Source organism: Delftia sp. ASV31, from assembly GCF_016428765.1.
GTDB classification, from domain to species: Bacteria; Pseudomonadota; Gammaproteobacteria; order Burkholderiales; family Burkholderiaceae_C; genus Comamonas; species Comamonas acidovorans.
This window is the reverse complement of sequence record NZ_JAELTK010000127.1, coordinates 1-11804: the sequence shown is the minus strand read 5'-3', so window position 1 is coordinate 11804 and position 11804 is coordinate 1. Positions and strand designations below refer to the sequence as shown.

The following is an 11804-nucleotide window of genomic DNA, read 5'->3' as shown; positions in this document are numbered from 1 at the left end:
AGATGTGTATAAGAGACAGGGTTGCGGGGTTGCAGTCCTGCCGAAGGACAGGACTGCTTCGTGATCTGACTCGCCGTGATGTTTGAACGTAGCGCGCAGCGCGAAGTGAGTTTCACGGCGAACCCCGCAACCGCCACGACGCAGGTTGCCCGCAGCGAAGCGGAGGGTCGCGGACATCCGGGTCGCCTTCTTTGATCTGACCTTTCTTGGCGAATCAAGAAAGGGCAGTCGGCCGCCGGGCCGAGACCCGGCCTCGAAAAACAACCACCCGGCAGGGGCAGAAACGAGCAACAGCAGGGGAAGGACGCGTTCAAGACTCCTTGAACAACCTCCCCCCCACAAAATCCACAAACGCCCTCACCTTAGGCGACAACTGCCGGCTCGACGCCCACAGCGCAGAAAACTGCCCCGTGTGCGTCAGGTCCTCCGCCAGCACCCGCTGCAGCTCGCCACGCCCCAGTGCATCCCGCGCCAGGAAGTCCGGCATATAGGCCAGCCCCATGCCCGCCACGGCCGCGCCCAGCATGGCTTCCATGTTGTTGCAGACCAGGGCGGCGGGCAGGTGGGGCGGCATGCCGGGCAGCACCCATTTCTCCAGCTTGCCGCTGCTCAGGAAGCGGTAGCGCAGGCAGCTGTGCTGTGCCAGCTCGGCGGGGGATTGCGGTATGCCCCGTGCCGCCAGGTAGTCGGGCGAGCCGGCCAGGATGAAGCGGAACGGCCCCAGCCGGCGCGCGACCAGGCGTGAGTCGGCCAGTTCGCCGCTGCGGATGACCACGTCCAGGCCGGCCTCGACCACGTCCACCAGGTGGTCGTTGAAGTCCAGGTCCAGGTCAACCTCCGGGTACAGGGCCTGGAACTCGGGCAGCACGGGCAGCAGGAAGCGGTAGCCGATGGTGGGCAGGCTCACGCGCAGCCGTCCGCGCGGCGCCTCGGCGGCGGCCTGCATGGTGGCGCGCGCATCGTGCAGTTCATCCAGGATGCGGCGGCAGCGCTCATGGAACAGTGCGCCTTCCTGCGTGAGGCGTACCTGGCGCGTGGTGCGCTGGAACAGGCGCAGGCCCAGTTGCTGTTCCAGCCGCGCCACGTTCTTGCCTACGGCCGAGGCCGAGATGCCCAGGGCGCGCCCGGCCTCGGCAAAGCTCAGCAGGTCGGCTGCACGCACAAAGGATTCGAGTCCGCTGAAGCTGTCCATGTCGATTGCCAACCTGGGGTTGGGAGTGTGGGGAGTCTGGCGCCTATTTTCACGGCATTGCAGCGCTTTTATCGTTCATGCATGCCTGGCCATGTGCGGCCGGGAAATTGCGAAAGCCTTGCCAACCATGTCCTCCTGCCTGACTTCTTCCCGCGCACCGGGTGCGCTCCACGGCACAGCGCGACCGCGTGCGTCCCCGGTCTGGGTGCTGTTGTCGGTGTGCCTTGCGGCGCTGGCGATGCCGCTGAGCTTTACCGGGCCGGCCGTGGCCCTGTCTGCGCTGCGCGAGGCGCTGGGCGGCGGGCCGCTGGCGCTCAACTGGGTGACGAATGCCTTCATGCTGAGCTTTGGCGCCACGCTGATGGCGGCCGGCGCGCTGGCCGATCTGCACGGGCGGCGGCGCGTTTTCCTGATGGGGCTGGGCGTGGTGCTGGCCAGTGCGCTGGCCCAGGCCTGCCTGGGCGGGCAGGGGTCCATTGTCGTGTTCAACCTGCTGCGTGCGCTGCAGGGCCTGGGCGCGGCGGCCGCGCTGGCGGGCGGCACGGCGGCGCTGGCCCAGGTGTTCGATGGAGCGGGGCGCATGCGTGCCTTCAGTGGCGTGGGCACGTCGTTCGGCGTGGGCCTGGCCTTCGGGCCGTTGCTGTCGGGCTGGTTGCTGGGCGTGGCGGGCTGGCGCGGCGTGGTGCTTTGCGTGGCCGCCGTGGCGCTGGCCGCGCTGGTGCTGGGGCTGCGCTGCATGCCGGAGTCGAGCAACCCGAAGGCGCAGCGGCTGGACCGGGCCGGTGCGCTGCTGTTCACCGCAGCCCTGGCGCTGCTGACCTGGGGCGTGCTGCAGGGGCCGGAGGCGGGCTGGTCCAGCGGGGCGGCGCTGCTGCCGCTGGCCGGTGCCGCGCTGGCGCTGGCGGCCTTTGTGGCCGTGGAGCGGCGCGTGCAGCAGCGCACGGGGCAGCCCATGCTGGACCTGTCGCTGTTTCGCTATCCGCGTTTCGTGGGCGTGCAGTTGCTGGCGGGTGCGCCGGCCTATGCCTTCGTGGTGCTGCTGGTGCTGCTGCCGGTGCGCTTCATCGGCGTGGAGGGCATGGCGCCGCTGCAGGCGGGGCAGCTGATGTTTGTGCTGTCCCTGCCCATGCTGTTCGTGCCGTTGCTGGCGGGCTGGCTCACACGCTGGATCTCGGCCGCGCTGCTGTGCCTGGCGGGGTTGCTGGTGTGCGCGGCGGGCCTGCTGTGGCTGGGCGGGTGCGCGCCGGGCACGGCCTTTGCGCAGATGGCACCCCCGCTGCTGCTGATCGGCCTGGGCATCGGGCTGCCCTGGGGTTTGATGGATGGCCTGGCCGTGAGCGTGGTGCCCAGCGAGCGCGCCGGCATGGCCACGGGCATTTTCAGCACGGTGCGCGTGGCGGGCGAGGGCATGGCGCTGGCGCTGGTGGGCGCGGGGCTGGCCGCATTGCTGGCATGGCGTCTGTCGGCATTGGCACCTAAGGCACCCCAGGCGATGCAGGCGGTGCATGCCACCGGCCGCGCGGCGCAGTTGTTGGTGACGGGGAACATCGCCGAGGCCATGGCCCTGCTGCCCGGCCTGTCTGCACCCGCCGTGCTGGCGGCCTATGGCCAGGCCTTTGGCATCTTGCTGGATGTGCTGGCGGGCATCACGGTGCTCACGGCGCTGGCGGTGTACGGGTTCCTGCGTGCCGGGGCCTCCACGGATACCGGTACGGGCACGGACATGGCACATGCCTGACAATCGCGGGTTTCACTCAGCCGTCAGCCGCTTTTCGCCATGTCAGAGGAATCCCAGAACAACGCCCCCCAGACCCCCTATGAATGGATCGGCGGCGAGCCCAGGGTGCAGGCCCTGGTGGACCGTTTCTACGATCTGATGGACCTGGAGCCCGGCTATGCCGAACTGCGTGCCGCCCACGGCAGCACGCTGGCCGATGCGCGCCAGAAGCTGTTCTGGTTCCTGTGCGGCTGGCTGGGCGGCCCTGACCATTACCAGGACCGCTTCGGCCACCCGCGCCTGCGCATGCGCCACATGCCGTTTTCCATCGGCATCCTGGAACGCGACCAGTGGGTGGCCTGCATGGACCAGGCCATGGGCGAGACCGGCGTGCCCGAGGATTTGCGCGTGCGCCTCAAGGCCAGCTTCATGAATACGGCCGACTGGATGCGGAACCGGTAGCAGGTGGCTGCCCCCGGCGCTGCTGAAAAAAAGGGCCGGCCCCCTGCAGGAGGCCGGCCCAAGCAGCAATCGGTTGGGGTTCAGAGCTTTTCGTCGCGCATGTAGTACCAGTGGTACAGGAACCGCTGCCCCAACCGGCGAAACGGCGCAAACGCGGGCGAGCGCACCATGTTGAAGATGTTCGGGTACTCCAGCTCCGAGTTGTAGATGGGCAGCTCGAAGGTCTTGCTCTGGCGCCCCGCGATGCGCTCGGCCATGCGTCGGCCCGCGTGGGCCGAGAAGGAGACGCCGTTGCCGCCATAGCCCACGGCGTAGAAGATGCTCTGGGCCGGATCGGGCTGGAAGACGCGCGGCATCATGTCGTGGCTGACATCGACCCAGCCCCACCAGGAGTAGTCGATGGTGATGCCCTTGAGCGCCGGGAACTTGCGGTGCAGGCCGTCCACCAGCTTGGCCATGTGGATGGGGTTGGGCGCATCGGCACCCGTGACGGCGCTGCGGCTGCCGATCTGCACGCGGTTGTCGGGCAGGCGGCGGTAGTAAAAGCGCAGCGTGCGCGTGTCGGTGATGACCTGGGTGGTCTTGAAGCCCGTGGCCTCCAGCTCCTGCTCGGTCAGCGGCCGCGTGACCAGCGAGTTCGAGAGGATGGGCATGATCTTGGAGCGCAGGCTGCCATGCAGAGCGTTGCTGGTGTAGCCGCCCGTGGCAAAGCCCACGGCGCGCGCCCGCACGGTGCCGCCGGGCGTGCGCAGGTGGTGCACGCCGTTGCGCGTCTCGACGCCCAGCACCGGACTGGCCGGGTGCACCTTGACGCCCAGCTCCCGCGCCTTGCGCAGGTAGCCGAAGGCCAGCTTGAGCGGGTGCACGCCGATGCCGTCGGGCTCGTGCATGGCGCCGTGGCTGTCGGCATCGTTCACATAGTCGCGGCGCAGCTCCTCGGGGCTGAGCATGCGGGCGTCGTAGCCGAAGACCTCGCGCATGATCTGGGTCTCGTTGCGCAGGAAGTCGAGTTTCTTTTCGCGGTGGGCGATGTAGAGGTGGCCGCCGGGCTGGGGTTCGCACTCGGGGAATTCGGCCACCAGGTCCTTGAAGGTCTGGAAGCCCTCGCGGATCTCGGCGTCGAGCTTGAGCGCCACGTCCTTGCCCCAGCGCGCAATCCACTGCGAGCGGTACAGGCGCCCGCTGGCGTTCTGGCCCTGGCCGCCATTGCGGCTGGTGCAGCCCCAGGCGGTCTGGTTGGCGTCCAGCACCACGGCACGTATGCCGTGTTCGCGCGCCAGGAACAGGGCCGTGGCCAGGCCCGTGAAGCCCGAGCCGACGATGGCCACGTCCACGTCCATGTCGCCGGTGACCGGGCCGTCATCGTCTGGCGGGCGTCCCGCCGTGCCGACCCAGTAGGTGGGCGCATAGCCCGTGCCGTGGCCCGGGTTGGCGGCCACCAGCGGGTCGTACTGAGGGTCGTAGGGACGCAGGTGGCTGGGGCGGATGTCCTCGGCTTTCATGGCGGATGTCTCCTGGTGCGGCGGCTTGGGATCTGCCGCTTTTTGCTATGGATTCGGTGGAATGGGGCCAATGCCGGCAAGCCCTGCAAGGCGGTGCGCCGACGATGGAATCAGCATAGCCAGCAGGCCATGGAGCCAGTTAGCGCCACAGCCCAGCTTTCGATAGAGCCAGTGGCGGCCGGTGCGCGCGCCTGGACCTAACGATTGATGGCATCTGGTTCTAACGGGTCCGTGTGCCTGCTACCTACCATGGCCCATCGACATTTCGATGACGCGGCGCGGCGGCCCTGCCCGGGGCCCGGCGCCGTGGTACCCACCACAGACAAGGAGACAGCATGAGCGCAGACACCAACCCTCCGGATGCCCAGTTCCTGGCCCGCTTCGCCGAGGCCTGGAACCGCCACGACATCGAGGCCCTGATGGGCTTCATGGCCGATGAGTGCGAGTTCCACGCCGTGGCCGGGCCCGATCTCATGGGCCGCAGCTTCGTCGGCCGCCAGGCGGTGCGCGAGGGTTTCCAGATGGCCTGGCAGGCTTTCCCCGATGCGGCCTGGCTCGATGGAGACCATTTCGTGCAGGGCGACCGTGGCGTGTCCGAGAGCACCTTCAGGGGCACCAAGGCCGACGGCCTGCGCGTGGAAGCGCGCATGGTGGATGTCTTCACCTTCAAGGACGGAAAGATCGCCGTGAAGAACGCCTTCCGCAAGGACCGCCCGCCGGTGGCGGCCGCCTGACGGCGCGGGGCCTTGCGGCCCCGTGCCACCGGGAACACCGGATACGCCACGGCAAGGCGCGCACCTGCGCAGCCACCACAACAGAGCATCAGCCGTGGCGCCTGAACGCAACAGGAGACAAGACATGATCGGACATCAGCAAGCCTCTTCGCCGGGGCTTTCACACGGGCTCAAACAGCGGCACATGACCATGATCGCCCTGGGCGGCGTCATCGGCGCCGGGCTGTTCGTGGGCAGCGGCGTCGTCATCAAGTCGGCCGGGCCGGCCGCGATTCTTTCCTTCCTCATCACGGGCCTGCTCGTGGTGCTGGTCATGCGCATGCTGGGCGAGCTGGCCTGCTCCATGCCCGGCGGAGGGTCCTTCTACGAATATGCGCGAGAGGCCTGGCGCGACCGCCCCGGCGTGGGCCGGCTGGCAGGCTTTCTGACGGGCTGGATGTACTGGTACTTCTGGGTCATCGTCGTGGCGCTGGAGGCCGTGGCCGGTGCCGACCTGGTGCGCTACTGGCTGCCCGATGTCCCCAACTGGAGCATCAGCCTGGTGCTGCTGGTGATGCTGACGCTGACCAACCTGGTCTCGGTGAAGTCCTTTGGCGAGTTCGAGTTCTGGTTCGCCTCCATCAAGGTGGCGGCCATCGTGGTCTTCCTGTTCGTGGCGGGCGTCTACGTGCTGGGCCTGACGCCTGCGTCGCAGGGCATGCACTTCGGCAACCTCACCGGCAATGGCGGCTTCATGCCCAACGGCATCGTGCCGGTGCTGACCGGGGCCGTGGCGGCCACGGGCTTTTACTTCGGTGCCGAAATCGTGACCATTGCGGCAGCTGAAACGGCCGAGCCGCAGAAGGCCGTGGCCAAGGCCACCAGCTCGGTGATCACGCGCGTGCTGGTGTTCTATGTGGGCTCCATCTTCCTGGTGGCCTGCCTGGTGCCCTGGAATGCGGTTGGCATCGCCACGCCGTATGTGAGCGCACTGAACACCATGGGTGTGCCGGCTGCCGCGCAGATCATGAACGCCATCGTGCTGACGGCCGTGCTGTCGGCGCTCAACTCGGGGCTGTATGCATCCTCGCGCATGCTGTTCGCGCTGACGCGGCGCGGCGATGCGCCCCAGGCGCTGGCCAAGGTCAGCCGCAACGGCGTGCCCACGCGCGCCATCCTGGTGGCCACGGTGTTCGGCTACGGCGCCGTGGTGATGTCCTATGTGTCGCCCGACAAGGTGTTCGCCTTCCTGGTCAATTCCTACGGCACGGTGGCGATCTTCGTGTACATCCTGATCGCCATCTCGCAGCTGCGCCTGCGCTCCCGCCTGGAGCGCGAGGCGCCGCACCTGCTCAAGGTGCGCATGTGGTGCTATCCGTACCTGACCTGGTTCGCCATCTTCGGCATGCTGTCCATCGTCATCGCCATGGCCTTCATCCCCGAGCAGCGCACACCGCTGGCGCTGGGCGTGGCCAGCCTGTGCATCCTGTTGCTGGCCTATGGCGTGCGGCAGTTCCTGCAGCGTGGCGTGGCGCCGGTGGTGTCCTCGCTGTCCGAGGCCGCGCAGCCCGAACCGCAGAAGTACTGACAGGGGGCGACGGGACCGGCAGGGCCGGTCCCGGCCACTCCTTGCGTTACTTCTCGGGCTGCTCCTCACGGATCGCATCGGCCAGGGCCTTCACGCCCTGGCCGATGTCGTTGGCGGGTATGGATTGGTAGCCCATGCGCATGAAGCTGCCGGGCGTGCCCGGGCGGGCGAAGAACACATCGCCGGGCTCGATGAGCACGCCATGCGCTGCGGCGCGCTGCGCCAGGGCTTCGACAGGAATGTGGTCGGGCAACTGCACCCAGCACGAGCCGCCGCCGCGCACGGGTGTGATGCGGCAGCCGGGGGCATGCTCGGCCATGGCGGCCGTCAGCGCCGCGTGCCGCTCCTTCTGCGCCTGGGCCAGGCGCCGCTGCTGGGCCTCGTAATGGCCCAGGGAGATGAACATGGCCAGCGTGCGCTGCACGAAGGTGGCAGGGTGGCGGATCATGAGCCGGCGCAGCGCGCGCAGTTCGCGGATCAGCTCTGGCGCAGCCACGATGTAGCCCACGCGCAGGCCCGGCGCCAGGCTCTTGGACAGGCTGCCCACGTAGATCACGCGGTTGCTGCGGTCCAGGCTCTTGAGCGCCGGGATGGGCTGGCCGTCGAAGCTGCTCTCGCTCTCGTAGTCGTCCTCGATGAGGATGATGTCGTGCTCCTCGGCCATCTCCAGCAGCGCCTCGCGCCGCGCCAGCGGCATGGTCACGCCCGTGGGGCATTGGTGGCTGGGGGTCACGTAGAGGTAGTCGAGCTGGCGCAGCAGCGGCGTGACCGGCAGGCCCTGGCCGTCCACCGGCAGCGGGATGACCTGGGAGGTGCGGCTGCTGAAGATGTTGCGCGCGTCGGGGTAGCCGGGCTCCTCGATGCCCACGGCCGTGCCCTCGCGCATCAGCAGGTCGGCCACCATGTAGAGGGCGTGCTGCGCACCCACGGTAATGATCAGCTCGTCGGCCGAGGCCCAGACGCCGCGGCGCGGCAGGATCTTGGTCTGCACCTGCTGGATCAGCATCTCGTCGTCGCGCGCGATCTGGTCGGGCGCCCACTGGCGTATGTCCAGCACCCCCAGCGCCTTGAGGCAGCATTCGCGCCAGGCGGCCGTGGGAAACAGCTCCTTGTCGAACTGGCCGTACAGGAAGGGATAGGGGTAGCGCTGCCAGTCCTCTTCCTTGACGATGCTGCGCTGCTGGCTGGGCAGCAGCCACAGGCGCCGCGACCAGTCGGTGCGGCGGCCTTCGCCAGGGGTGCTGCTGGCCGCAGCGCCGCCCGGCGTGCGCCCCTTGAGTACGTCGGGATGGATGAAGTGGCCCTTGCGCTGGCGGCTCAGCAAAAAGGCTTCCTCGGCCAGCTGCTGGTAGGCCAGCACCACGGTGATGCGTGCCACGCCCAGGTGGCGCGCCAGCTCGCGGCTGGAGGGAATGGATTCGCCGGGTGCGAGGATGCCCGAGAGGATGGCATCGACCAGCATCTCGCGGATCTGGCCCTGCAGGCTCAGGGAGGGGCGGGCGCTGCGGCGAAACAGCTGCCCCCACATGGCGCCCTCGGGCGGTTGCGGCTGCGTGGCCGCGCGCTTGTCTGTCATGTCTTGTCGTTCCCGCCGCTGCGGCGGGCCGCTCGCTGTGTTTGTCTCCCGCGCAGGTGCAGGGCAGGGCCTGCATCCGCGACCGGCCAATATAGGCCAGCGCGGTGCGCCACGGGGCCGGGAGTTTGCGATGGTTGCAATTTTTGCGGAGAGGCCGGAAATTGATATACAATCGTTGTCTTGGCGGCTGTAGCTCAGCTGGATAGAGTACTTGGCTACGAACCAAGGGGTCGTGGGTTCGATTCCTGCCAGCCGCACCAAAACGACAAGCCTCAGAACTGCAAAGTTCTGAGGCTTTTTCGTTTCAGGCGCCCGCACAGGCCCGCACGGAGGCCGTGGCAATGGTTCAGGCGCTGGGCAACGGTTATTTTTCGATATTTTCATGGTTTTCCGTAAGCGTTCAAAAAGCACGCTATAATTCGAAGCTTGGCGGCTGTAGCTCAGCTGGATAGAGTACTTGGCTACGAACCAAGGGGTCGTGGGTTCGATTCCTGCCAGCCGCACCAAAACGACAAGCCTCAGAACTGCAAAGTTCTGAGGCTTTTTCGTTTGTGCTCGGTTGGCGTGGTTTGTGCAGCGTCTTCGCCTGCTGCGGTGATCTGTGTGAAGATCTGCTCCCTATGAGCAAGGCTTTCACCAAGGAATCCGACGGCGACGACGATGATGAAGTCGGCCTGCCGCCCTTGCCGCCGGGCGGCAAGAACTACATCACGCCCCAGGGCTTCGAGCGGCTGAAGACGGAGCTGCTGGACCTGATCGACAACGAGCGTCCGCGCATCGTGGAGATCGTGCACTGGGCGGCCAGCAATGGCGACCGCTCCGAGAACGGCGACTATCTCTACGGCAAGAAGCGCCTGCGCGAGATCGACCGGCGCATCCGCTTTCTGACCAAGCGGCTGGAGATCGCCGAGGTGGTCGATCCCTCCGTGCATGCCGGCAGCGAGCAGATCTACTTCGGCGCGACCGTCACCTATGTCGATGACGAGGGCGAGGAGCGCACCATCACCATCATGGGCATCGACGAGGCCGACAGCGCACGCCAGCAGGTCAGCTGGATCGCTCCCGTCTCGCGCGCCCTGCTCAAGGCCCGTGTGGGCGACGAGGTGGCCCTGCCCACACCCGCAGGTGTGCGCACGCTGGAAGTGCTGGAAGTCACCTACCCGGAGCCGGGCAGCGCCGCCGGGTGAGCGTTCAGGGCTGCAGTTTCTGCAGCAGCTCCAGCGTGGGATAGCCGTCGGCCACCAGACCCTGGCTTTGCTGGAACTGGCGCAGGCCCGCGCGCGTGGCCGGGCCCATCACGCCATCGGCCGTGCCGGCCGAAAATCCCCGTTCGTTGAGCGCAGCCTGCAAGGCGCGCAACTGGTCGCGCGACAGCGGTGCCAGATCGCGCGGCCAGGCTGCCTGCACGCCCGGGCCACCGGCCAGTTGCTGCGACAGCAGGCCCACGCCCAATGCGTAATTCACGGAGTTGTTGTAGCGCAGGATGGTGCGGAAATTGGCGCCCACCATGAAGGCCGGCCCGCGCGCGCCGGCCGGTGCGATCACGCTGGCATCGGCCATGGCGGGCAGGGCGGAGCCGTCCACGGCCTGCACGCCTTCGGCCGCCCATTGCGCGCTGTCCTGGCGCACGCTGGTCTCGGCGCGTGCATGGTCAAAGCCTGCCGGCAGGCGCACTTCCACGCCCCAGGGCTCGCCCGTCTTCCAGCCTGAGTGGGAGAGGTAGTTCGCCGTGGAGGCCGTCACATCGGGCAGGCTGCCCCAGATGTCGCGGCGGCCATCGCCATCGGCATCCACCGCATAGGCCAGGAACACGGAGGGCAGGAATTGCGTGTGGCCCATGGCACCCGCCCAGGAGCCGATCATGTGGGCCGCATCGATATCGCCGTTGTCGATGATGCGCAGGGCTGCAAGCAGCTCCTTTTGCGCCCAGGCGGCGCGCCGGCCGTCGAAGGCCAGCGTGGCCAGCGCATCGACCGTGGGGAAGTTGCCGAAGTTGCCGCCGAAATTGCTTTCCATGCCCCAGATGGCGGCGATCACCTCGGCCGGCACGCCATAGCGCTGGCTGGCCGACTGCAGCGGTGCAGCCGCTTCGCGCAGCTTGGCGCGGCCCTGGGCAATGCGCTGGGCAGATACGGCGCTGTCCAGGTACTGCCAGGGCGTGCGCGTGAATTCAGGCTGCGAGCGGTCCAGCTGCACCGCGCGGCGTTGCAGCCGGGCAGGCTCCAGCGCGCTGCGCACGGTTTTCTCCGAGATGCCGGCGTCCAGCGCCTTGCGCGCGAAATCCCGTTTCCATGCTTCGAAGCTGGTGGCCTCGGCCTGCTGGGCGGCATCCGGCGCGGTGGCCGGTTCGGGCTGCACGGGTGCGACAGGCGCCGTGGGGGCGGGCATGGAGGGCGGCACCGTGACCGGCGCAGGCGCCGGCCGGGACGCGCAGCCGGCCAGCAGCACGGCGGCCAGGGCGGTGGCCAGGGCGGCACGGTTCAGCGCGGCGGGATGGCGGGCGGTGGGAAAAGCTTGGGCAGTGGCGTGTGCGGCGGCTTGGGCGGTGGCGTGTGCGTGGTGCATCCGGCCATTGTCTCCGCTGCGCCCCGGCTCTGAGTGCAACACGGTGTTTCTGCATTGGGCGTGCGGGGCCGCTATGCTGTGCGGCCATGACCGCCATCGCTCCACCGCCATCACCATCCCCGGTTCTGCACGATGCCGCGCTGGCCCTGCGCGCCCTGCTGCCGCCCGGCCGGCGCTGGCTGGTGCTGACGGGCGCGGGCTGCAGCACGGGCTCCGGCATTCCGGACTACCGGGATCTGGAAGGCCAGTGGAAGCGCCCCCAGCCGGTGACGCTGCAGGCCTTCATGGGCAGCCATGCCACGCGCCAGCGCTATTGGGCGCGCAGCCTGCTGGGCTGGCCCGTGATGGCGCAGGCCAGGCCCGGCCAGGCCCACGCGGCACTGGCGCAGTTGCAGCAGCGCGGATGGATCGAAGGCCTGGTCACCCAGAATGTGGACGGCCTGCACACGGCCGCGGGCAGCGATGGCGTCATCGACCTGCACGGCCGCA

10 protein-coding genes and 2 tRNA genes are annotated in these 11804 nt (G+C 68.3%); 8 read left to right on the top strand and 4 right to left on the bottom strand.

Features of this window, described 5'->3' with window-relative positions:
• Window positions 1–310: 310 nt before the first annotated feature.
• Entirely contained in the window at window positions 311–1192 is an 882-nt protein-coding gene (locus tag JHD82_RS27205) for a LysR substrate-binding domain-containing protein (protein ID WP_199139899.1), read from the bottom strand.
• A 205-nt stretch (window positions 1193–1397) separates the two neighbouring features.
• On the opposite strand from JHD82_RS27205, the gene JHD82_RS27200 reads away from it, so the two are divergent.
• Window positions 1398–2930 carry an MFS transporter gene (locus JHD82_RS27200; protein WP_199139900.1) on the top strand — a complete coding sequence of 511 codons (1533 nt, stop codon included), beginning with the start codon at window positions 1398–1400 and terminating at the stop codon, window positions 2928–2930.
• Window positions 2931–2969: 39 nt separating this feature from the next.
• A complete protein-coding gene (locus JHD82_RS27195) occupies window positions 2970–3371 on the top strand; it encodes a group II truncated hemoglobin (protein ID WP_012203943.1) in 402 nt (133 codons plus the stop codon).
• 80 nt (window positions 3372–3451) lie between these two features.
• Here JHD82_RS27195 and JHD82_RS27190 read toward each other — a convergent pair whose 3' ends face one another.
• Window positions 3452–4873 carry an FAD-binding oxidoreductase gene (locus tag JHD82_RS27190; RefSeq protein WP_199139898.1) on the bottom strand — a complete coding sequence of 474 codons (1422 nt, stop codon included), beginning with the start codon at window positions 4871–4873 and terminating at the stop codon, window positions 3452–3454.
• 335 nt (window positions 4874–5208) lie between these two features.
• On the opposite strand from JHD82_RS27190, the gene JHD82_RS27185 reads away from it, so the two are divergent.
• The gene (locus JHD82_RS27185) at window positions 5209–5607 is read left to right on the top strand and encodes a nuclear transport factor 2 family protein (protein WP_199139897.1); all 399 of its coding nucleotides are present in this window, start codon (window positions 5209–5211) and stop codon (window positions 5605–5607) included.
• A gap of 124 nt (window positions 5608–5731) precedes the next feature.
• Entirely contained in the window at window positions 5732–7174 is a 1443-nt protein-coding gene (locus tag JHD82_RS27180) for an amino acid permease (RefSeq protein WP_012203946.1), read from the top strand.
• A gap of 46 nt (window positions 7175–7220) precedes the next feature.
• Here the strand turns inward: JHD82_RS27180 and JHD82_RS27175 are convergent, their stop codons facing one another.
• Window positions 7221–8750, bottom strand: a complete 1530-nt coding sequence (locus JHD82_RS27175; protein ID WP_199139896.1) for a PLP-dependent aminotransferase family protein — start codon at window positions 8748–8750, stop codon at window positions 7221–7223.
• 183 nt (window positions 8751–8933) lie between these two features.
• Here JHD82_RS27175 and JHD82_RS27170 point away from each other — a divergent pair.
• From JHD82_RS27170 to greB, 3 genes are all read left to right on the top strand, one after another.
• Window positions 8934–9010: transfer RNA gene (locus JHD82_RS27170), tRNA-Arg, on the top strand.
• Window positions 9011–9179: 169 nt separating this feature from the next.
• Window positions 9180–9256, top strand: a tRNA-Arg gene (locus JHD82_RS27165).
• 114 nt (window positions 9257–9370) lie between these two features.
• Window positions 9371–9937 (top strand): transcription elongation factor GreB, encoded by a 567-nt coding sequence (greB, locus tag JHD82_RS27160; RefSeq protein ID WP_012203948.1) that lies wholly within the window; start codon window positions 9371–9373, stop codon window positions 9935–9937.
• A 4-nt stretch (window positions 9938–9941) separates the two neighbouring features.
• Here the strand turns inward: greB and JHD82_RS27155 are convergent, their stop codons facing one another.
• Window positions 9942–11315, bottom strand: coding sequence for a lytic murein transglycosylase (locus JHD82_RS27155; RefSeq protein ID WP_199139894.1), 1374 nt, complete (start codon window positions 11313–11315; stop codon window positions 9942–9944).
• Between the two features lie 86 nt (window positions 11316–11401).
• Between JHD82_RS27155 and JHD82_RS27150 the strand changes: the two genes are divergently transcribed.
• The coding region (locus JHD82_RS27150; RefSeq protein WP_307838124.1) for a Sir2 family NAD-dependent protein deacetylase at window positions 11402–11804 on the top strand (403 nt) is incomplete at its 3' end.

Excerpts from the sequence above, each read along its gene's own strand:
- JHD82_RS27205 (WP_199139899.1), bottom strand. The coding sequence starts at position 1,192 with ATGGACAGCTTCAGCGGACTCGAATCCTTTGTGCGTGCAGCCGACCTG.
- JHD82_RS27195 (WP_012203943.1), top strand. The coding sequence starts at position 2,970 with ATGTCAGAGGAATCCCAGAACAACGCCCCCCAGACCCCCTATGAATGG.
- JHD82_RS27190 (WP_199139898.1), bottom strand. The coding sequence starts at position 4,873 with ATGAAAGCCGAGGACATCCGCCCCAGCCACCTGCGTCCCTACGACCCT.
- JHD82_RS27185 (WP_199139897.1), top strand. The coding sequence starts at position 5,209 with ATGAGCGCAGACACCAACCCTCCGGATGCCCAGTTCCTGGCCCGCTTC.
- JHD82_RS27180 (WP_012203946.1), top strand. The coding sequence starts at position 5,732 with ATGATCGGACATCAGCAAGCCTCTTCGCCGGGGCTTTCACACGGGCTC.
- JHD82_RS27175 (WP_199139896.1), bottom strand. The coding sequence starts at position 8,750 with ATGACAGACAAGCGCGCGGCCACGCAGCCGCAACCGCCCGAGGGCGCC.
- greB (WP_012203948.1), top strand. The coding sequence starts at position 9,371 with ATGAGCAAGGCTTTCACCAAGGAATCCGACGGCGACGACGATGATGAA.
- JHD82_RS27155 (WP_199139894.1), bottom strand. The coding sequence starts at position 11,315 with ATGCACCACGCACACGCCACCGCCCAAGCCGCCGCACACGCCACTGCC.